The organism is Micromonospora sp. DT227, assembly GCF_049841835.1.
In the GTDB taxonomy this organism is placed as follows: domain Bacteria; phylum Actinomycetota; class Actinomycetes; order Mycobacteriales; family Micromonosporaceae; genus Micromonospora.
On record NZ_JBNCLA010000004.1, the window covers coordinates 95,545 to 115,418 of the forward strand.

The 19,874-nt window shown below is 71.3% G+C and carries 22 protein-coding genes; 8 read left to right on the forward strand and 14 right to left on the reverse strand.

What is annotated here, in order from left to right; all coding sequences use genetic code 11:
- Positions 1–114: 114 nt before the first annotated feature.
- The 3 genes from ACLQ2W_RS15575 to dnaE are packed head-to-tail and all read right to left on the reverse strand — an operon-like array spanning position 115 to position 6,005.
- Positions 115–1,509: a cation:dicarboxylate symporter family transporter gene (locus ACLQ2W_RS15575; RefSeq protein ID WP_425787053.1), complete on the reverse strand. Its 1,395-nt coding sequence runs from the start codon at positions 1,507–1,509 to the stop codon at positions 115–117.
- A 21-nt stretch (positions 1,510–1,530) separates the two neighbouring features.
- Positions 1,531–2,436, reverse strand: a complete 906-nt coding sequence (locus ACLQ2W_RS15580) for a hypothetical protein (RefSeq protein ID WP_425787054.1) — start codon at positions 2,434–2,436, stop codon at positions 1,531–1,533.
- A 38-nt stretch (positions 2,437–2,474) separates the two neighbouring features.
- Entirely contained in the window at positions 2,475–6,005 is a 3,531-nt protein-coding gene (gene dnaE / locus ACLQ2W_RS15585) for a DNA polymerase III subunit alpha (RefSeq protein ID WP_425787055.1), read from the reverse strand.
- Between the two features lie 202 nt (positions 6,006–6,207).
- On the opposite strand from dnaE, the gene ACLQ2W_RS15590 reads away from it, so the two are divergent.
- Positions 6,208–6,549 carry a PadR family transcriptional regulator gene (locus tag ACLQ2W_RS15590; protein WP_107161211.1) on the forward strand — a complete coding sequence of 114 codons (342 nt, stop codon included), beginning with the start codon at positions 6,208–6,210 and terminating at the stop codon, positions 6,547–6,549.
- Positions 6,546–7,490: a permease prefix domain 1-containing protein gene (locus tag ACLQ2W_RS15595; protein WP_425787056.1), complete on the forward strand. Its 945-nt coding sequence runs from the start codon at positions 6,546–6,548 to the stop codon at positions 7,488–7,490. The genes ACLQ2W_RS15590 and ACLQ2W_RS15595 overlap by 4 nt, the downstream gene beginning before the upstream one ends.
- A gap of 61 nt (positions 7,491–7,551) precedes the next feature.
- Here ACLQ2W_RS15595 and ACLQ2W_RS15600 read toward each other — a convergent pair whose 3' ends face one another.
- From ACLQ2W_RS15600 to ACLQ2W_RS15615, 4 genes are all read right to left on the reverse strand, one after another.
- Positions 7,552–8,112: a GNAT family N-acetyltransferase gene (locus tag ACLQ2W_RS15600; protein WP_425787057.1), complete on the reverse strand. Its 561-nt coding sequence runs from the start codon at positions 8,110–8,112 to the stop codon at positions 7,552–7,554.
- Between the two features lie 65 nt (positions 8,113–8,177).
- On the reverse strand, positions 8,178–8,369 hold the full coding sequence (locus ACLQ2W_RS15605) for a DUF397 domain-containing protein (protein WP_343442211.1): 192 nt from the start codon (positions 8,367–8,369) through the stop codon (positions 8,178–8,180).
- A 145-nt stretch (positions 8,370–8,514) separates the two neighbouring features.
- Entirely contained in the window at positions 8,515–8,709 is a 195-nt protein-coding gene (locus tag ACLQ2W_RS15610) for a DUF397 domain-containing protein (protein ID WP_425787422.1), read from the reverse strand.
- Entirely contained in the window at positions 8,705–9,571 is an 867-nt protein-coding gene (locus ACLQ2W_RS15615; protein ID WP_425787058.1) for a helix-turn-helix domain-containing protein, read from the reverse strand. The genes ACLQ2W_RS15610 and ACLQ2W_RS15615 overlap by 5 nt, the downstream gene beginning before the upstream one ends.
- A gap of 175 nt (positions 9,572–9,746) precedes the next feature.
- Here ACLQ2W_RS15615 and ACLQ2W_RS15620 point away from each other — a divergent pair, with 175 nt between their 5' ends.
- From ACLQ2W_RS15620 to ACLQ2W_RS15630, 3 genes are read left to right on the forward strand one after another with little or no spacing between them, the layout of a single operon-like run.
- Positions 9,747–9,935 carry a hypothetical protein gene (locus ACLQ2W_RS15620; RefSeq protein WP_425787059.1) on the forward strand — a complete coding sequence of 63 codons (189 nt, stop codon included), beginning with the start codon at positions 9,747–9,749 and terminating at the stop codon, positions 9,933–9,935.
- Entirely contained in the window at positions 9,932–10,108 is a 177-nt protein-coding gene (locus ACLQ2W_RS15625; RefSeq protein ID WP_425787060.1) for a hypothetical protein, read from the forward strand. Before ACLQ2W_RS15620 ends, ACLQ2W_RS15625 begins: the two co-directional genes overlap by 4 nt.
- Positions 10,105–10,368 (forward strand): hypothetical protein, encoded by a 264-nt coding sequence (locus ACLQ2W_RS15630; RefSeq protein ID WP_425787423.1) that lies wholly within the window; start codon positions 10,105–10,107, stop codon positions 10,366–10,368. The genes ACLQ2W_RS15625 and ACLQ2W_RS15630 overlap by 4 nt, the downstream gene beginning before the upstream one ends.
- A gap of 154 nt (positions 10,369–10,522) precedes the next feature.
- On the opposite strand, the gene ACLQ2W_RS15635 is transcribed toward ACLQ2W_RS15630, so the two are convergent.
- Positions 10,523–11,272: a YebC/PmpR family DNA-binding transcriptional regulator gene (locus tag ACLQ2W_RS15635; RefSeq protein WP_425787061.1), complete on the reverse strand. Its 750-nt coding sequence runs from the start codon at positions 11,270–11,272 to the stop codon at positions 10,523–10,525.
- A 479-nt stretch (positions 11,273–11,751) separates the two neighbouring features.
- On the opposite strand from ACLQ2W_RS15635, the gene ACLQ2W_RS15640 reads away from it, so the two are divergent.
- Genes ACLQ2W_RS15640 through ACLQ2W_RS15650 form a run of 3 tightly spaced genes read left to right on the forward strand, consistent with a single transcriptional unit; the run spans position 11,752 to position 14,607 of the window.
- Positions 11,752–12,678, forward strand: a complete 927-nt coding sequence (locus ACLQ2W_RS15640; RefSeq protein WP_396770993.1) for a hypothetical protein — start codon at positions 11,752–11,754, stop codon at positions 12,676–12,678.
- Positions 12,675–13,214, forward strand: a complete 540-nt coding sequence (locus ACLQ2W_RS15645) for a hypothetical protein (RefSeq protein ID WP_425787062.1) — start codon at positions 12,675–12,677, stop codon at positions 13,212–13,214. Before ACLQ2W_RS15640 ends, ACLQ2W_RS15645 begins: the two co-directional genes overlap by 4 nt.
- Before the next feature lie 10 nt (positions 13,215–13,224).
- Positions 13,225–14,607: a type IV secretory system conjugative DNA transfer family protein gene (locus ACLQ2W_RS15650; RefSeq protein ID WP_425787063.1), complete on the forward strand. Its 1,383-nt coding sequence runs from the start codon at positions 13,225–13,227 to the stop codon at positions 14,605–14,607.
- A 19-nt stretch (positions 14,608–14,626) separates the two neighbouring features.
- Here ACLQ2W_RS15650 and pdxT read toward each other — a convergent pair whose 3' ends face one another.
- From pdxT to pgsA, 6 genes are all read right to left on the reverse strand, one after another.
- On the reverse strand, positions 14,627–15,232 hold the full coding sequence (gene pdxT / locus ACLQ2W_RS15655) for a pyridoxal 5'-phosphate synthase glutaminase subunit PdxT (protein ID WP_425787064.1): 606 nt from the start codon (positions 15,230–15,232) through the stop codon (positions 14,627–14,629).
- A 76-nt stretch (positions 15,233–15,308) separates the two neighbouring features.
- Positions 15,309–16,220, reverse strand: coding sequence for a pyridoxal 5'-phosphate synthase lyase subunit PdxS (gene pdxS / locus ACLQ2W_RS15660; protein WP_281939598.1), 912 nt, complete (start codon positions 16,218–16,220; stop codon positions 15,309–15,311).
- 134 nt (positions 16,221–16,354) lie between these two features.
- Positions 16,355–16,858 carry a hypothetical protein gene (locus ACLQ2W_RS15665; RefSeq protein WP_281939596.1) on the reverse strand — a complete coding sequence of 168 codons (504 nt, stop codon included), beginning with the start codon at positions 16,856–16,858 and terminating at the stop codon, positions 16,355–16,357.
- A gap of 82 nt (positions 16,859–16,940) precedes the next feature.
- Positions 16,941–18,101 carry a glycosyltransferase family 4 protein gene (locus tag ACLQ2W_RS15670; RefSeq protein WP_425787065.1) on the reverse strand — a complete coding sequence of 387 codons (1,161 nt, stop codon included), beginning with the start codon at positions 18,099–18,101 and terminating at the stop codon, positions 16,941–16,943.
- A gap of 9 nt (positions 18,102–18,110) precedes the next feature.
- Positions 18,111–19,043 carry a phosphatidylinositol mannoside acyltransferase gene (locus ACLQ2W_RS15675; RefSeq protein WP_425787066.1) on the reverse strand — a complete coding sequence of 311 codons (933 nt, stop codon included), beginning with the start codon at positions 19,041–19,043 and terminating at the stop codon, positions 18,111–18,113.
- The gene (pgsA, locus tag ACLQ2W_RS15680; protein WP_425787067.1) at positions 19,040–19,660 is read right to left on the reverse strand and encodes a phosphatidylinositol phosphate synthase; all 621 of its coding nucleotides are present in this window, start codon (positions 19,658–19,660) and stop codon (positions 19,040–19,042) included. The genes ACLQ2W_RS15675 and pgsA overlap by 4 nt, the downstream gene beginning before the upstream one ends.
- Positions 19,661–19,874: the final 214 nt, after the last annotated feature.

Below are 19,874 nucleotides of genomic sequence, written 5' to 3' on the forward strand. Positions count from 1 at the left end.
TCGCCGATCTTGCGGTTTCGGCCCCTTCGGTGGGCGCTTCGTCCGTTTCACCGGGGCAGAAAGTGCAAGATCGCGCGAGGGGGCGGGGTGGGGCCGGGGGGCGAGGGCGGGGGGTTAGGGGGTGGTGGAGGGGGCGAGGGGGCGGGTGGGGGCGGGTGGGGTTCCGGTGTCGGCGGGGCGGTCGTCGTCGTCCTCGTCGAGCATGCTGGTCTCGTCGAACGGGCGGTCGCCGGAGAGCACGGCGCGGGCCTGGTCCCGGTCGAACTCCCCGGTCCAGGTGCCGACCAGCACGGTCGCCACGGCGTTGCCGGCGAAGTTGGTGAGTGCCCGAGCCTCGGACATGAACCGGTCGATGCCGACGATCAGGCCGACGCCGTCGACCAGGTCCGGTCGGTGCGACTGGAGGCCACCGGCCAGCGTGGCCAGCCCGGCGCCGGTCACGCCGGCCGCGCCCTTGGACGCGATCACCATGAACACCAGCAGCGAGATCTGCTCCCCGACCGCGAGCGGCTTGCCCAGCGCGTCGGCCACGAAGAGCGCGGCCATGGTCAGGTAGATCGCGGTGCCGTCGAGGTTGAACGAGTACCCGGTGGGGACCGTGATGCCGACCACCGGCCGGCTGACGCCGACGTGCTCCATCTTCGCGATCAGCCGGGGCAGCGCCGACTCCGACGACGAGGTGGACAGGATCAGCAGGAACTCGCGGCCCAGGTAGCGCAGCAGCGAGAAGATCGAGATCCGGGCGATCAGGCGCAGCAGCAGGCCGAGCACCACGATCACGAAGATCAGGCAGGTGGCGTAGAAGCCGAGCATGATCTGCGCCAGGCTCTTCAGCGCGTCCACGCCGGTGGCGCCGACCACCGCCGCCATCGCGCCGAACGCGCCGATCGGCGCCAGCCACATGATCATCGCCAGCACCTTGAAGACCAGGCGCTGGAGCACGCCGATCGCCCGCAGCACCGGCTCGCCCCGACGGCCCATGCCCTGCACCGCGAAGCCGACCAGCAGCGCCACCAGCAGGGTCTGGAGCACCTCGCCCTCGGTCAGCGCGGAGACCAGCGTGGTCGGGATGATGCCGAGCAGGAAGTCGACGGTGCCGCCGCCCTCCTCGCCGGCCGCGGACCGGCCCGCGTCGGCCACGTCCGGCCCCAGGTCCAGGCCGGCGCCGGGGTGGATGATGTTGCCGACCACCAGGCCGATCGCCAGCGCCACGGTGGACATGACCAGGAAGTAGCCGAGCGCGAGACCGCCGACCTTGCCCACCTTGGCCGCCTGCCGGACCGAACCGACCCCGAGCACGATGGTGCAGAAGATGACCGGGCTGATCATCATCTTGATCAGGTTCACGAATCCGGTGCCGAGCGGTTTCAGCGCCTTGCCGACGTCCGGTGCGAGCAGGCCGACCACGATGCCGGCGACGACGGCGGCGATGACCGCCAGGTAGAGGTACCGGGTCCGGTCCCGGCGGGCGGGCCGGACGTCCTCGGGGGCGGAGGTGGTGGTGTCCATGCCCATACTGTGAGGCAGGTCTCAGCGAACCGCACGAGGGGCGGGCAGGTCCGCGAGCGTGGTCGCCAGCTCCGCCCGGACCCGGTCCAGCGGCCAGGCGGCCAGTTCGGGCAGGCCGTGCCGCGCCCGCAGTCGCCGCACCGCCGCCAGGCCGACCAGGTAGCCGCAGCGCGCGGGCAGGTCGCCGCGCAGCGGCGAGTCCCGTTTGAGGAAGTAGGCGGCGTGGTGGTCCGGGTCGGTGGCGTCCAGGTCGGCCCGGACCCGGCCCAGGATCTCCGGCCAGCGGTGGCGACACTCGTCCAGCCAGGCCCGGTGGCCGGGACGACCGAACCAGAGGTACGCCTCCGGCGGCCGGCCCGGGTCGAGTTCGGCGGTGACCTGGGTGGCCAGCCCCTCGGCGAAGAGTTGGTTCGCCACCCCGTGCTCGGGCCAGCCGCGGATCCCGGCCCGCCGGTCGTGCACCACGTGCGCGGCCTCGTGCCGCACCAGCAGCCCGACGTCCTCCCCCGGGCCGAGCAGTTCCACGGCGAGGAAGAGCGCGTAGCGACCGCCCAGGTCGTCGGCCCAGCCGTTGGCCTGGTGCAGCCCGACCAGCACCACGCACTCGACCGGTCCACCCGCACCGGACCAGCCCAGCGCGCCGGCCGCGTCCGCGACACCGGCGGGCAGCAGTCCGCGTACCGCCTCGGCACGGTCGGCCAGGTCGGCGACCCGGTCGCGGAGCCCGGCCACGGCGGCGGTCGCGGACGCCGGTTCGGACCAGTCGCCGTCACGGTCGAGCACCCGGAACACGTCCGGGTGCCGGTCCAGGTAGCCGGACCGCCAGTGCCGCGGCCAGCGGTCGGCCGGCGCGGACCGGCATTCGCGCAGGCAGGCCAGCGCGTCGGGCACGAGGTCACGGACGTGCAGCAGATGATCGGGCGGCATCCCGTCGATGCTGCCCGATCACCGCCCGCCCCGCACGGTCAGCTCACGTTGGCCGGGCCCAGGACGCTCTTCAGGTCACCCATCAGCGCGGTGGTCGCGGCGACCCGGAACGGCCCGAGACGCAGCGTGGTGACCTTGCCGCCGTTGAGCAGCTTGACGTGCACCTCGGTGTCGCCGGGGTGCAGCACCAGCGTCTCCTTGAGTCGCTCGACGAGCGGCGGCGTGCAGCGGTGCACCGGGATGGTCAGCGTGACCGGCTTGTTCGCCGGGTTGCTGGTGACGTCCGGCATGGACATGTCCATCGCCATGATCCGGGGGGTGTCGTCGCGGCGGTCCACCCGGCCCTTGACCACCACGATCGCGTCCTCGGCGATGTACTGCCCGATCACCTCGTAGGTGTTGGGGAAGAACAGCGTCTCGACGCCGCCGGCGAGGTCTTCGAGCGTGGCCGAGGCCCAGGCCCGGCCCTGCTTGGTGACCCGGCGCTGCACGCCGGAGAGGATGCCGGCGAGGGTGACCACCGCGCCGTCGGGCACGGTGCCCTCCTCGGACAGCGCGGCGATGGTGGTGTCGGCCGCCGCGCCGAGCACGTGTTCCAGGCCGAACAGCGGGTGGTCGGAGACGTACAGGCCGAGCATCTCGCGCTCGAACGCCAGCTTGTCGCGCTTGTCCCACTCGCTGTCCGCGATGACCGGCATGACGGTGGTGCTGCCGGCGTCCGCGTCGCCGAACCCGGCGCCGAACAGGTCGTACTGGCCGACCGCCTCCTTGCGCTTGACGTCGGCGTACGCGTCGATGGCGTCGGCGTGCACGGCGAGCAGGGCCTTGCGCGGGTGCTTCAGCGAGTCGAACGCGCCGGCCTTGATCAGCGATTCAATGGTCTTCTTGTTGCAGGCCACCGCGTCGACCTTGGACAGGAAGTCGTAGAAGTCGGCGTACTCGCCCTTCTCCTCGCGGCAGCGCATGATCGAGGCGACCACGTTCGCGCCGACGTTGCGGACCGCGCCGAGGCCGAAGCGGATCTCCTTGCCGACCGGGGTGAACGGGCCGGCGGAGGTGTTCACGTCCGGCGGCAGGACCTGGATCCGCATCCGGCGGCACTCGGACAGGTAGAGCGCCATCTTGTCCTTGTCGTCGCCGACGGAGGTGAGCAGCGCCGCCATGTACTCCGCCGGGTAGTGCGCCTTCAGGTAGGCGGTCCAGTACGACACCAGGCCGTACGCGGCGGAGTGGGCCTTGTTGAACGCGTAGCCGGCGAACGGGACCAGCACGTCCCACACCGCCTGGATGGCGTCGTCGGGATAGCCGTTCGCGCGGCAGCCGTCCCGGAACGGGACGAACTCCTTGTCCAGGATCTCCTTCTTCTTCTTGCCCATCGCGCGGCGCAGCAGGTCGGCCTGGCCGAGCGTGTAGCCGGCGAGGATCTGCGCGGCGCGCTGCACCTGCTCCTGGTAGACGATCAGGCCGTAGGTGGGGGCGAGGATCTCGCGCAGCGGCTCCTCCAGCGCCGGGTGGATCGGGGTGATCTCCTGGAGGCCGTTCTTGCGCAGCGCGTAGTTGGTGTGCGAGTCGACGCCCATCGGGCCGGGCCGGTAGAGCGCCAGCACGGCGGAGATGTCCTCGAAGTTGTCCGGCTTCATCATCCGCAGCAGCGAGCGCATCGGCCCGCCGTCGAGCTGGAACACGCCCAGCGTGTCGCCGCGCGCGAGCAGCTCGTACGCCGGCTTGTCGTCCAGCGGCAGGCCGAGCAGGTCCAGCTCCTTGCCGTGGTTGAGCTGGATGTTCTTCACCGCGTCGTCGATGATGGTCAGGTTGCGCAGGCCGAGGAAGTCCATCTTCAGCAGCCCGAGCGACTCGCAGGTCGGGTAGTCGAACTGCGTGATGATGACGCCGTCGGCGTCGCGCCGCATCAGCGGGATGTGCTCGATGATCGGCTCGGCGGACATGATGACGCCGGCCGCGTGCACACCGGTCTGCCGGATCAGGCCCTCGATGCCCTTCGCGGTCTCGATGACCTTCTTGACGTCCGGGTCGGTCTCGTAGAGGCCGCGGATCTCACCCGCCTCGGCGTAGCGCGGGTGCTTCGGGTCGAAGATGCCGGAGAGCGGGATGTCCTTGCCCATCACCGCCGGGGGCATGGCCTTGGTGATCCGGTCGCCGACCGCGTACGGGAAGCCGAGGACCCGGGCCGAGTCCTTGATCGCGGCCTTCGCCTTGATCGTGCCGAACGTGGCGATCTGCGCGACCTTGTCCTCGCCCCACTTGTCGGTGACGTACTTGATCACCTCGCCGCGCCGACGCTCGTCGAAGTCGATGTCGACATCCGGCATCGAGACGCGCTCGGGGTTGAGGAACCGCTCGAAGATCAGGCCGTGCGGGATCGGGTCCAGGTCGGTGATGCCCAGCGCGTACGCGACGAGCGAGCCGGCCGCCGAGCCACGGCCGGGGCCGACCGCGATGCCCTGGCTCTTCGCCCACTGGATGAAGTCGGCGACCACGAGGAAGTAGGACGGAAAGCCCATCTGGATGATGACGCCCAGCTCGTACTCCGCCTGGACGACGTGGCCCTCCGGGATGCCGTTCGGGAAGCGGCGCTTGAGCCCGGCGAACGTCTCCTTGCGGAACCAGGACTCCTCGGTCTCGCCGTCCGGGATCGGGAACCGCGGCATCAGGTTGTGGAACGTGAACATGCCGGTCGGGTCGACCTTCTCGGCCACCAGCAGCGTGTTGCGGCAGCCCTGCTGCCACAGTTCGGACGAGTCGACCGCGCGCATCTGGTCGGCGGACTTGACGAAGTAGCCGCCGCCCTCGAAGCGGAACCGGTTGGGGTCGGCGACGTTGCTGCCGGTCTGCACGCAGAGCAGCACGTCGTGCGCCTCGGCCTGCGCCTCGTGCGTGTAGTGCGAGTCGTTGGTGACCACCGGCGGGATGTCGAGCTTGTGGGCGATCTCGGTGAGCCCGTCGCGGACCCGGCGCTCGATGTCGAGGCCGTGGTCCATGATCTCCAGGAAGTAGTTCTCCTTGCCGAAGATGTCCTGGTACGCGGCGGCGACCTTGAGCGCCTCGTCGAACTGGCCGAGCCGCAGCCGGGTCTGCACCGCGCCGGAGGGGCAGCCGGTGGTGGCCATGATGCCCTCGGCGTGCTCGGCGATCAGCTCCATGTCCATCCGGGGCCACTTGACGTAGTGGCCCTCCATCGAGGCGCGGGAGTTGAGTCGGAACATGTTGTGCAGGCCGGTGCGGTTCGCCGCCCACATGGTCATGTGGGTGATGGCGCCGTTGCCGGAGACGTCGTCGCTCTTCTGCTCGGGCCGCCCCCACTTGACCCGCGCCTTGTGGAAGCGCGACTCCGGCGCCACGTACGCCTCGACGCCGAGGATGGGCTTGACGCCGGCGGCCATGGCCTGCTTGTAGAAGTCGTTCGCGCCGTGCATGTTGCCGTGGTCGGTGATCGCCACGGCCGGCATGCCGAGCCGCGCCGCCTCGGCGAACAGGTCCTTGAGGCGGGCCGCACCGTCGAGCATCGAGTACTCGGTGTGTACGTGCAGATGCGCGAACGAATCGCCCATGCGTGGCGCCCCCCGGGTTGTGGATCAAGCTGCGTCGGAGTCGACCGACCCACCCTACCGAGGTGATCTCGGCGGCTCCATTGGCCACGCGGGCGGCGGTGGTGGCCGTCTCTCCGACGACCCGGGACGCACGCCCGGCACGTACGCCACACGATGCTGTATCCGGTTGCCATAGTGTGTGCCACACAGTATCGTGTGACGCATGGTCAGCGACGAGGTCCTCCGGACCCATCTCCAGGAGCTGCGACGCGGCACGGTCGTGGTGGCCAGCCTGGTCGCCCTGCGCCGCCCCGACTACGGCTACGCCCTGCTGCAACGATTGGCCGCGCACGGCTTCGCGGTCGACGCCAACACGCTCTACCCACTGCTGCGCCGGCTCGAGGAACAGGGCCTGCTCACCAGCGAGTGGAACACCGAGGAGAGCCGGCCGCGCAAGTTCTACCGCACCAGCGACGACGGCGAGACGGTGCTGGGCCGCCTGCTCGACGACCTGACCGCGGTGCGGACGTCCGTCACCCAGTTGATCGAAGGAGTAGGGCGATGAGTTCCCTGACCGACCGTTACCTGGCGGCCACGCTGCGGACCGTGCCCGCGCCGCGCCGCGCCGAGCTCGCCGAGGAGCTGCGCGCCTCCATCGCCGACATGATCGACGACCGGACCGCCGGCGGGCAGGACCACGCCGCCGCCGAGCGCGAGGTGCTCACCGAGATGGGCCGCCCCGAGCAGCTCGCCGCCCGCTACAGCGACCGCACGCTCCAGCTCATCGGCCCGCGCTACTACCTGCTCTGGTGGCGGGTGCTGCGCACCCTGCTCACCTGGATCCCGGCGGCGGTCGGCGTGATCACCGGTCTCGTCACGGCCACCGTCGGCGACGAGCCGGGCCGGGCCATCGGCGCGGCGATCTCGGTCGCGCTCCAGACCGCGGTGCAGGTCGCGTTCTGGGTGACGCTGAGCTTCGCCGTCCTGGAGCGCACCCGGGCGCCGCTCGGCCTGCCCGAGTGGACCGTCGACCAGCTCCCGGAGGACACCCGCGACCGGCAGATCAGCCAGCCGGACAGCGTGGCCTCGGTCGTCTTCCTGCTCGGCACCGTCGCGGTCCTGGTCGGGCAGCACTTCCAGCGGTGGGCCAGCGGCGACGGCTCCCGGCTGCCGGTGCTCGACCCGGCACTGTGGAGCTTCTGGCTCCCCGCCCTGATCGTGGTGCTGCTGGCCACCGTCGGCCTGGAGGTCGCGAAGTACCGGGCCGGCCGCTGGACCTGGCCGCTGGTGGCGGTCAACGCGCTGCTCAACCTGGCGTTCGCGGGTCCGGTGGTCTGGCTGCTGCTCACCGACCGGCTGCTCAACCCGGAGCTGATCGAACGGTTCACCTGGCTGCGCGACGGCGGGGCCGACGACGTGGCCCGCGTCACCGTCGTGGTCACCGTGGTCATCGCAATCTGGGACGTGATCGACAGCATGGTCAAGGCGCGGCGCGCCACCCGCTGAGACCTCCGCCGGCCCGGCGCCGCCCGTCGAGGGCGCGCCGGGCCGTCCGGTACGCCGGCCGTCAGCCCGCCGCCCGCCACTCCCGCGCCAGCAGGGCGTAGACCGCCTCGTCGGTCCACTCGCCCTTGACGAACTCGTTCTCCCGCAGGTGCGCCTCGCGACGCATGCCCAATCGTTCCAGCACCCGGGCCGAGGCGGTGTTGCGGGCGTCCAACCGGCCGACGATCCGGTGCAGGCCCAAGCCCTCGAAGCCCAGCCGCAACAACTCCCGGGCCGCCTCCGTCACGTAGCCGTGGCCGGTGTGGTCGGGATGGGCCACGTAACCGATCTCGCCCTGCCGGTGCTCCGCGCTGGTCCAGGTCAGCAGCACGTCACCGACGAACACGCCGGTGTCCGCAAGCGTCACGGCCAGGTTGAGCACGTCGCCCGGCGCGCGCAACGCGGTGCGCCGGACCAGCCGGTCGATCGCCGCCCGGGCGGCGGCGTCGTCGTACGGCTGGTGGTAGAGGAACCGGGTGACCTCCGGACGGCCCCGGTAGTCCCGGACCACGGCGAGGTCGTCGGCGGTGAAGGCACGCAGCACCAGGCGCGCGGTGCGCAACGGCAGATCGGGTACGAGCACCCCGGCAGGCTACGGGCTGCCGGCGCCCCGGTCAGCCCGGTTTCGGCGGGCGTGACGCCAGCGGGTCAGGCGACCGACTTCGCGTGGCAGACGAACGCCTGCCAGGAGCGTGGCGTGAAGGCCAGGACCGGGCCCTGCCGATCCTTGCTGTCCCGAACGGCGACCACACCAGGAAGGTTGTCAGCGACCTCGACACAGTTCCCGCCGTTCGTCCCGGACTTCGTCGACGTACGCCACCGGGCGTTGGTCAGGTCCATGTCAGTGCCGCTTCCGTCATCGGTGGCATGGAAAGCTCCTGGTTGTCGAGGCGGTCGGGGCGGAGCGTCCCGCGTCGTCGCAAGGACGAGAGCCGACGGCGGGCCGTGGGCCGGCCAGCATGCTCCTCGATCGCGCGTGTGGCATTCAGAGGAATTCCTGCCCTTCTGTGAGGGCGAGGAACGCGGACCATGCCATCGGCGTGAAGGCCAGGACCGGGCCCTGCCGATCCTTGCTGTCCCGAACGGCGACCACACCGGGGAGGTTGTCGGCGACCTCCACACAATTGCCCTGGGCACTGCTCCTGGTGCTCGTGCGCCAGGTCGCTTCCGTCAGATCAATCACGGTGTCTCTCCTTGATCTCCCGCATCAGCTTCCGGGATTCCGCCACGCTCAACGCCTGAGCGGCGAGCGCCTTCCAGACTTCCGCGTACGTCCTCACCTCGTCGGTCCGGTCGAGGTAGAGCGCACCCGAGAGACCTTCGTTGTAGACCGTCGTCGGCTCGGCCGACCTCGCGCCCTTCGTCGGGAAATCGAGGATGACAAAACCGCCGGAAACCACTATATGAGTGATCGCGCCACCGAGCGGGAGCACGCGGACGGACACGTTTGGCGCGTCGCTGGCCTGCACGAGTTTGTCGATCTGCGCCCGCATTCCCGGCACGTTCTTGTGGAGGAGCGCCTCCTCGACGATCGCGTCCAGCACGGGCGCTGCGGGCCGCTTCCGGGTGAGCAGTCGTTGACGCTCGATGCGCAGCTCCACCACTTTCGCCGCCTCGTCGTCGGAGACGTTCGGCCGCGTTCTGGCCACCTGAGCCGCGTACTCCGGCGTTTGCAGCAGTCCCGGCACCAGCGCGTGCTCGTAGGTGCGTAGTCGGCTGGCCGCCGACTCCAGGCCGACGTACAGCTCGAACCAGCGGGGAATCACATCCCCGTAGGCGTGGTACCACCCCTTGCTCTTGGACTCCCGGGCGAGGCTGACGAGAACCTCCGTCATGTCCGGAGGGGCCTGGTAGAGCCGGCACATCTGGTCCACGTCCAGGGCCCGCATGGGAGTCTGCCCGGCCTCGATGCGGTACATCTTGGCGCGCGACCACTCAAGCTCGGCGGCGGCAGCCTCGAGCCCGATGCCCGCCTCCTCCCGGGTCTGCCGCAGCAGACGGCCCAGCTCCCGCCTCGGCACCGTCGATCCCGCTTCGTTCATCGGCCCGTCCTCGCTGTCTCATCCTGACGCCTCCCCCGGCCTGGCGTGAGACGCCTTCTGCATCAACAACCGTCAGTCGCGTCTTACGGTGACCATCTCACGCAGAGTGTTGCAGCAGGCACCGAAAGTCCCCGATCGTGACGCTCCGGAGCAGCAACGAGACAGGGGGTGGCACGTGGGGCGGCGGAAGTGGTTCCAGCGGCAGGACGAGCCCGTCGACGTGGTGCAGCGCCCGGCGTACGCGCACCGGGGCGGCGCCTACGGCACGCACGGTCCGGAGGCGTCGACCGACGACCGGCCGACGGACCGGCCCCGGGACGGGCGGTCCGACAACGACACCGGGCGCTCGCGGAGCGCGTCGTGACGGGGGCGGAGCAGCGGCTGCCCGAGCCGCCGTTCGCCGTCATCCTGGCCGGCTACGTCGTCGACCTGCACCATCGGGACGCGTGTTCCCGGTGCCGGCCGGACGGCGGCTGCGAACGGCTCGCCCGGGCCGGGGAGACGCTCCGGGCGTGGCGGGACCGGAAGCGCGGGTGACGCCGCGCGCCGGGGAGCTGCTGGAGATCAGCCGGGCAGCCTCGGTCCAGTTCGTCCGGCCGATCATGTTCCGGGTGATCAGGACGCTGGACTGGACCACGTACGACGGGTGGGCCTGGCTGGAGGGTTACGAGCTGGACGCCGCCGGCGACGCTGTCGCCCGCCGGACCGTCTTCGTCCGGCCGGCGGGCCTGCGCCGGCTGTCGGCGGCACACCCACCAGCGCACCCACCGACGCGGCGACGCACCGGTACGGCGTAGTGGCGGGGTACCCGGGGGGGGGTACCCCCCCAACCCCCCGCCCGGGGGGCGAGGGGAGGGGGGCCGCCCCCCGCGGCCCCGGGGTACGCGGGCGGGGGCGGGGGGGGTGGCCCCCCCCCCCACCCCCCCGAGCCGGTGTCGATCAGGAAGGGGGTCAGCCGACCGCGGCCATGACCTCGTCGGAGACGTCGAAGTTGGCGTAGACGTTCTGCACGTCGTCGCAGTCCTCCAGCACGTCGATCAGCTTGAAGATCTTGCGGGCGCCCTCCTCGTCCAGCGGCACGTTCACGCTGGGGATCAGGGAGGACTCGGCCGACTCGTACTCGATGCCGGCGTCCTGCAACGCGGTCCGGACCGCGATCAGGTCACCCGGCTCGGAGATCACCTCGAACGCCTCGTCGAGGTCGTTGACCTCCTCGGCGCCGGCGTCGAGGACCGCCATCATCACGTCGTCCTCGGAGGTGCCGGTCTTCGGCACGATCACCACGCCCTTGCGGGAGAACATGTAGGACACCGAGCCGGCGTCGGCCAGCGAGCCGCCGTTGCGGGTCAGCGCGGTGCGGACCTCGGTGGCGGCGCGGTTGCGGTTGTCGGTCAGGCACTCGATCAGCATCGCCACGCCGTTCGGGCCGTACCCCTCGTACATGATCGTCTGCCAGTCGGCGCCGCCGGCCTCCAGGCCGGAGCCCCGCTTGACCGCGCGGTCGATGTTGTCGTTCGGGACGGAGTTCTTCTTGGCCTTCTGGATGGCGTCGAAGAGCGTCGGGTTGCCGGCCGGGTCGCCGCCGCCGGTGCGGGCCGCCACCTCGACGTTCTTGATCAGCTTGGCGAACATCTTGCCGCGCTTGGCGTCGATCACGGCCTTCTTGTGCTTGGTGGTCGCCCACTTTGAGTGGCCGGACATCTGATACCTCCGTCTGTTGACCCACGCCTGCGTCGACTGCTCGCGCCGGCACCCCACCGCCCGGGCGCCGCGAGCCGCAGCACCCCCGACGGCTCCGCGTGACGGGCTGGGGCGGTGACGGCCCTGCCGAACCGTCGGCAATCCTACCGAGGTCGCACCCCGGGCGTCGCACACCCGCCGGCCGGAGGCGGCATCCGGGCCGGAGTGGCCGCCGCGCCGGGCGGATGACGGAGATCCGACAATCATTCGGGTACGCCCCGGGCTGCCGCGCCCGACCGGCGTCCCGCCCCGCGTCGGATGGCGGTCGGCTCGCGTATTCGCGTCGACCTGCGTCTTTGGGTCGACCTGCGGCACACGTTCAACCGAACAGCCATCCGGGCCCAACGACGGGTCAGTCTCTCCTGCCTTGTCCGGTCCTTAGGAGCTGATCGGCATTCCGGCTAGCCTGCGAATCCCCGAAAGCGATGAGCGGAGGAAACGTGCTCGAGACGTTCGACGAATTCTCCGCCGGAATCGACATGCTGGGGCCGCACGGTGTGGACGCCCTGAATGGTTTCTCCCTCATCGTCGAACTGCCTGCGGCGCGGGACCTCCAGGGACTGGACGCGTTGCGGCGCGAACTGGGCGCGCGACTCTACCGGGCGGTGGCGGAGGTGCTGGAGGCCAGCGAGCTGCACGAGGTGGACACGCTGCGGCTGGACTGGAGCGACGGCGACGTCGGCGTGGTCTACAAGGAGCCCTCGTTCGGTTTCCGCATCGACATCCGGCGGGACCTGCGGATCACCCTGAGCCGTTCGGGCTCGTCGCTGCGGTTGTTCCACAACTGGTACCGGCTCCTGATGCCGTACCTCCGGGGGCTCGTCTCCCGAATCGCGATCGACCTGTCCGAGGTGCTGCACTCGGACTTCGATCTGCAACCCCTGCGCGCCGCCTACCGCTTCTCGATGATCGTCTACGACTTCATTCCGGTGCACCGGCAGAAACCGGTCAGCAGCCATGAACTGATCGGACCGCTGCTGTCCCGTCGGCCCGACGAGGACGGCCGGTTCCGGCCGGTGCCGACCGGTCAGGACGCGGCCAGCTCACTGCGCACCGGTCGACTCGACATCAAGATCTCCAATTTCCGGGAGGCCGCCCCCGGCGTGCACCTGCGGGAGGTCTACGACATCCAGGCGCCGGCCAATCAGGGTTACCGGGGCATCTGGCTGGACTTCCACTCCATCGCCGAGACGATCGGCTCGGACAACGCGGAGCCGGGTGCCCGCATCGCGCCCCGTCCGGATTTTTTGCTCGAGAACTACGAGGTGCCGTACCGCGACTTCTTCCGCGACCGGGTGGTGAAGGGTTTCATGGCGGATTTCTTCCGGGAGTGGAACTTCTCCTGCGCCGTCGGCACGATGCCATGAGTCAGGAATCGCTCAACACGCTCCAGGTCGTCGGGTTGGCCGTCACGCTCACCCTGAGTGTCATCGCCCTGATCCTCTCCTGGCAGAACAACCGCGCCACGGCCCGGGAGGCGCGGATCGCCGGCGAACAGCTCGAGGCGTCGGTGGTGCCGGTCGCCATGATTCAGGACTCCCGGCTCACCTGGCGCGGGCAGGAGCTGGTGGTGCTCTCCGTCCGGCTGCGCAACGTCGGCGCCGGCCCGCTGCTCGGCCTGCGGATCGACCAGATCACGCTGGACCAGTCGGCGCTGGAGTTCGTGCCGTTGGGCGAGCCGAAGGCGGACGCGGTGCAACCCATGACGGACATCGAACAGCGGCTGCGGTTCAGCGACCCGCCGCACATCCCCGAGCTGGGCTCGCTGGTGCTCCGGATCCGCTACTTCGACGTGCTCGGCAACGAACACGACAAGCCCCTCAACCTCCGCATCTCAGCCGGGTCCGGCAGCGGCACGATGACCGGTTTCACGCCCGCCCACATCACCCGTCGTCGAGCGTGAGGGGATCCCGGTGTCCAAGCTGATCATCGGACGCTTCCTGGCCCGCCACCTCGATCCGGAGTCGAAGTCGAGGAGCCAGTTCGCGCCGCGTCGAGCGAGCGTCACCGACGCCCGGATCCGGCTCGGCCTGCGTGAGGAACACATCATCGCGGACGACGCGCTGGGCCCGGTGGTCGCCTCGGACGACGACAGCCATCTCATGACCATCGCGCCCACCGGCGCCGGCAAGGGCCGCGACGTGATCATCCCGAACCTGCTCAGCTACGAGGGCTCGGTGGTGGTGCTCGACCCGAAGGGGGAGAACTACGACGTCACCCACGCCCACCGGCGCGACGCGCTGGGGCACGAGATCGTGCTGCTCGACCCGTTCGGGGCCAGCAACGGCACCCGAGCCGACCGCGGCGCCCTGAACCCCTTCGACGTGTTCGCCGAACTGGTTCGGGACAACGAGGACGCCGAGGAGCCGGAGGACTTCGGGCGGCTCCTGTCCGACCTGCTGATGGGGGGCGAGAAGTCGACGGTCGAGCCGTTCTGGGACGAGATGGCCCAGCTCCTGATCGCCGGCCTGACCACCCACCTGATCACCGCGGAGGCAACGGCCGAACCGTCGGGCGCCTCCTCGCTGACCCTCCAGAAGCTGCGCAGCCGGCTCTTCCAGAGCGACCTGGTGATGTATCTGGCCGAGGCGTTGGACAACGACCGGGACGGCCGGATGCCGGCCGGCACCCGGCAGGAGTTCCAGATGCTGCTCGGGGTCGACCAGCAGAAGACCTTCCCCAGCATCGTGGTCACGGCGGCCCAGCAGCTCGCGCCGTTCAGTTCCCGGCGGACGGTGGAGGCCACCGACCGTACGAGCTTTCCGCTCGCCCACCTGGTGGACCCGGACCGCCGGATCTCGATCTACGTGGTCGTACCGCCGCACAAGCTCCGTACCCACCAGCGCCTGCTCCGGGCCTGGATCGGCTGCCTGCTCTACTACGTCATGAACAGCCGGACGATCAACCAGTCACGCCTGCTGTTCCTCATCGACGAGGCGGCGCAACTGGGCCGGTTCTCCCTGCTCCAGGACGCGATCACCCTGTTGCGCGGCTACGGGCTGCGCACCTGGACGTTCTGGCAGGACCTGGCGCAGCTCACCAGCATCTACCGGGGCGTCGGCGAAACGATGATCAACAACTCCGGCGTACTCCAGGTGTTCAGCCCGGCGAACTTCGGCGCCGCCGCCGAGTTGTCCCGACGGCTCGGCGTCAACGTGGGCGAGCTGTTGCAGTTGTCCCCCGGAGAGCAGGTGGTCGCCTTCAAGAGCGAGCAGCCGACCCGGATACAACGCTTCAACCACCTCACCGACCCGGTGCTCCGGGAGTGGGCCGCACCCAATCCGCGACACCACTGACCGTCGTCGGGTGGGCGCGTCAGGACGCGGCCCGGACCAGGTCCACGAAGAGGCGGTGCAGGCGCAGGTCGCCGGTCAGCTCGGGATGGAACGAGGTGGCCAGCAGGTTTCCCTGCCGGACCGCGACGATCCGGTCGGCGGCCGGGCCGTCGGTGACCCGGCCGAGCACCTCCACGCCCGCGCCGACCCGCTCCACCCAGGGCGCGCGGATGAACACCGCGTGGAACGGCTCGCCGTCGACCCCGGTGATCGTCACCGGGGCCTCGAACGAGTCGACCTGGCGGCCGAACGCGTTGCGCCGCACGGTCATCTCGATACCGGCGAAGCCGCGCTGGTCGGGGCGGCCGTCCAGCACCTCGGCGGCCAGCATGATCATGCCGGCACAGGAGCCGTAGACCGGCATGCCGCCGGCGATCCGCTTGTCGATCGGCTCGCGCAACTCGAAGATGTCCACCAGCTTGCTGATCGTGGTGGACTCGCCGCCGGGCACCACCAGGCCGTCGACCGCGTCCAGCTCGCCCGGCCGGCGGACCGGCCGGGCCTCGGCGCCCGCACCGGCCAGCGCCGCGACATGCTCACGCACGTCGCCCTGGAGGGCCAGCACCCCGATCACGGGTACGGTCACGCCACTCCTCTCACAGGTGTTAAGCGGGGGCCCCGCCTATGCGGAATGCGTTAAGAAGGGGCCCCTCCTTACAAGCTCACCAGCCGCGGTCGGCGAGGCGGTGCGGGACGGGGATGTCGTCGACGTTGATGCCGACCATCGCCTCGCCCAGGCCCCGGGACACCTTCGCCAGCACGTCCGGGTCGTCGTGGAACGTGGTCGCCTTGACGATGGCGGCGGCCCGCTGGGCCGGGTTGCCGGACTTGAAGATGCCCGAGCCGACGAAGACGCCCTCGGCGCCGAGCTGCATCATCATGGCCGCGTCCGCCGGAGTGGCGATGCCGCCGGCGGTGAACAGCACGACCGGCAGCTTGCCGCGCTCGGCGACCTCCTTGACCAGCTCGTACGGGGCCTGAAGCTCCTTCGCCGCGACGAACAGCTCGTCGGCCGGCAGGTTCTGGAGCCGGCGGATCTCCTGCCGGATCTTCCGCATGTGGGTGGTGGCGTTGGAGACGTCCCCGGTGCCCGCCTCACCCTTCGAGCGGATCATGGCGGCGCCCTCGGTGATCCGGCGCAGCGCCTCACCCAGGTTGGTCGCACCGCACACGAACGGCACCGTGAACGCCCACTTGTCGATGTGGTTGGCGTAGTCGGCCGGGGTCAGCACCTCGGACTCGTCGACGTAGTCCACGCCGAGCGCTTGGAGGACCTGCGCCTCGACGAAGTGCCCGATCCGGGCCTTGGCCATCACCGGGATCGAGACGGCGGAGATGATGCCGTCGATCATGTCCGGGTCGCTCATCCGGGACACGCCGCCCTGGGCGCGGATGTCCGCCGGCACCCGCTCCAGCGCCATCACGGCCACCGCGCCGGCGTCCTCGGCGATCTTCGCCTGCTCGGGGGTGACCACGTCCATGATCACGCCGCCCTTGAGCATCTCGGCCATGCCCCGCTTCACGCGGGCGGTGCCGACGGTGGGGTCGGTGGTCGGTGCGGTGGGTTCGGACACGGTCATCGCTCCTCGGCAGGCGGTCAGGGTGGCTGCGCGGAAATGCTACGGCCGCCACGACGCCGCTCCGACAGCCAATCGCACCCCTGGTGGCCTGCCCTGTGGCCGCCGTCACGGCCCCGCCCGGCGCCGCCTCAGCCGGTGGTGACGTCCGCGCGCGGGACCAGCGTCGGGTCGTCGATGTCGAAGTAGCGGGGCCACTCGCGTCCCCGCCCCATCCGGAACAGGCGCACCACCGGACGGCCCCGCGCCGAGCGGGCGTCCCGGACCAGATCGGTGTGCACCTGCCGGGCCAGCGCCAGCCGCCGGCTCGCCGCGATCACCGCGCCGCAGGCCGGGTCGTCCGGGTCCAGCCGCACCGCGCGCAACTGCCGGGTCAGGTCGTTCTCGGCCGCCTCACGCTCCTCCGGGAGCGCGTCCAGCGCGATCCGGGCGGCGGCGTACAGCTCCACGCCGTACCGCTGCTCGGCCAGGACCGCGGCGGCGGCCGCGCGGCGCAGCAGGTGCGCGTCCAGCGCGCGGGCCGCCGACTCCGCGCGGACCTGGAGCCGCTGCACCCGGCCGGCGGTCCAGATCAGGTACGCCGAGACCAGCCCGAGCACCAGTGCCGTGCCCACCACCCACCACATGCCCGGCATCGTAGTGCTGCCCCTCATCCCGGCCGGCCGGCGTGGGCACCGGTCGACGCGCTCGTCACAGCGGCCCCACCGGCCACCATGGTCAGCCCAGCCCCGCCCACTCCTGGTCCATGACCCGACCGTCGGTGGCCTCGATCGCCGCTGCGTATACCTCCAGAACGCGGCGGGCAACCACGGGCCAGTCGAAATTCGCCACCACCTGGTCGCCCCGGCCGGTCAGCGCGGCCCGCCCACCGGCGTCGTCGAGCAGCTCGGTCAGCGTGGCCCGCAGGCCGGCCGCGTCCCCGGTCGGGAAGAGCCGCCCGGCCCGCCCGCCGTCCAGCACCCGGCGGAACGCGTCCAGGTCGCTGGCGACCACCGTGGTCCCGGCGGCGAGCGCCTCGGTGAGGATCATCCCGAACGACTCCCCGCCGGTGTTCGGTGCGACGTAGAGGTGCACGCTGCGCAGCATGCGCGCCTTGTCCGCCTCGGAGACCAGACCGAGGAAGGTGACCCGGTCACGCAGCTCGGCCGGGAACCGGCCGTACAGCTCGTCGGCGTCACCCGGCCCGGCCACCAGCAGGCGCAACCCCGGGCGGTCCGGGGCGAGCGCCACGAACGCGTCCCGCAGGATCGGGAAACCCTTGCGCGGCTCGGTGAACCGGCCCAGGAAGCCCAGCGTGCCGCCGGCGCCCGGCGCGCACTCCCCCGGCCAGCCGGGCAGCGGCTCGACGCCGGCGAACTTCGCCACCGCCACGCCGTTCGGGATCTCCACCGCGCCGCCGTCCATGTGCTCGACCTGCACCTTGCGGGCGAGCGCGCTGACCGCGATCCGGGCGGTGATCCGTTCCAGCAGGATCTGGAGCACGCCCTGCGCCGCGGAGAGCACCCGGGACCGGGTCATCGCGGTGTGGAACGTGGCCACCACCGGGCCCCGGGCGCAGAGCACCGCCAGCATCGACAGGCTCGGCGTGAGCGGCTCGTGCACGTGCAGCACGTCGAAGTCGCCCCGGTTGATCCAGCGGCGCACCCGGGTGGTGGAGACCGGGCCGAACGCGATCCGGGCCACCGACCCGTTGTACGGCAGCGGCACCGCCCGCCCCGCCGACACCACGTACGGCGGCAGCGTCGCGTCCTCGTCGGCCGGGGCCAGCACGCTCACCTCGTGGCCCAGCCCGAGCAGCGCCTCGGCCAGGTCCATGACGTGGTTCTGCACGCCGCCCGGGACGTCGAAGGAGTACGGGCAGACGATGCCGATCCGCATGGCGTCCCCCTAGACCGTCCCGGTGGTGGCCGGCGGCTGCGCCGACGTCGGCGCCCCGGCCGGTCCCTGGTCCAGCCACATCCGCTGCAACATGTGCCAGTCTTGCGGATGCCGGGCGATGCCCGCCGCCAGACCGTCGGCTATCCGCTGGGTCACCAGCGTGACCCGGGTGTCAAGCGGGGCGTTGTCCGGTTCCGGCAGCGCCAGCGGGCCCTCGATCGAGGCGCAGGCGGCGTCCGGCTCGTACCACATCGAGGCCACGTAGAGCGGGGCGCCGGTGCGCAGCGCCAGCAGCGCCGGGCCGGCCGGCATCCGGGTCCGGCCGCCGAAGAAGTCCACCTCCACGCCCCGGGCGGAGAGATCCCGGTCGGCGAGCAGCGGCACCACGTGACCGGCGTTCAGCCGGTCCACCAGGACGTCGAACGCCGGGCGCGGGCCACCGCGGTTGGGCAGGATCTCCATCCCCAGGCCCTCCCGGAACGTGACGAACCGCTCGTAGACGCCGTCCGGCAGCCGCTCGGCCACCGTGGTCATCGGCCAGCCGGTGGCCGCCACCCAGGCGCCGGCCGCGTCCCAGTTGCCGGCGTGCGGCAGCGCCACCACCGCGCCCCGCCCGGCCGCCACGTCCGCGGCGAGCTTCTCCGCGCCGTCCAGGCGGAACCCGGCAAGGATCTCCGCCCGACTCAGGCCGGGCAACCGGAACGCCTCCAGCCAGTAGCGGGCGTACGAGCGCAGGCCGGCGCGGACCAGCGCGTCCAGCTCCGCCTCGGGCAGTTCCGGGCCGACCACCCGGCGCAGGTTGGCGCGCAGTCGACGCGTACCCCCGCCGTCCTTGCGGTGGGCGCGGTCGGCGCCCGCCCGGAAGGCCGCGGCCGCGACGGGCCGGGGCAGCGCCCGGACCAGGCGCCAGCCGGCGACGAAGCCCACCTCGGTGACGTTCACTCCGTGCCGACCCGCTGGGCCTGCCGGTAGACGTGCGCCATCCGCTGCCCCACCGTGAAGATCGAGACGGCGGCGAGCAGCCAGAGCGCGACCTCCAGGGCCCGGTCCAGGCCGACGCCGGTGAGCACACCGCCGACGCCCACGATGAGCAGCCGCTCGGTGCGCTCGGCGATGCCCACGTTGCAGGTCATGCCGAGCCCCTCGGCGCGGGCCTTGACGTAGGAGACCAGGCCGCCGGCGGCCAGGCAGACCAGCGCGGCGGCCACGCCCGAATATTGCTGCTGGGTGGCCAGCCAGTAGGCGACCGCGCCGAACACCGCGCTGTCGGCGACCCGGTCCATGCTCGAGTCGAGGAACGCCCCGAACCGGGTGGAGCCGCCGCTCATCCGCGCCATCGTGCCGTCGAGCAGGTCGGTGAGGGCGAAGACCGTGACGATCAGCGCGCCGGCGACCAGCTGGCCGCGCGCGCCGAAGCCGAGCGCGCCGACGAGCACGCCGACGGTGCCGGTCACGGTGACCGCGTTGGGGGACACGCCCGCGCGGAGCAGTCCGCGCGCGATCGGCTCCACGACGCGGGTCATCCCCGCTCGGGCCGTCACTTGGAAGATCTTCGCCATGGCGGTCCCACGATAACGGCCGGCCGGGACCGGGGACACAGCCGGGCGGACGACCCGCCCGGCGGACCTTGTGCGGGCACCGGCGCGGGTGTGAGATCGAGCGTGGGAGGTGAGCCAGTTCACCGGATCACGGTCGGCGTTCCCGTCCCGCAGGAGTCCACCGGAAGATATCGCCGCGGCGCCCACCCCGGGGGTCCGCTCCCGTCGCCCGCGG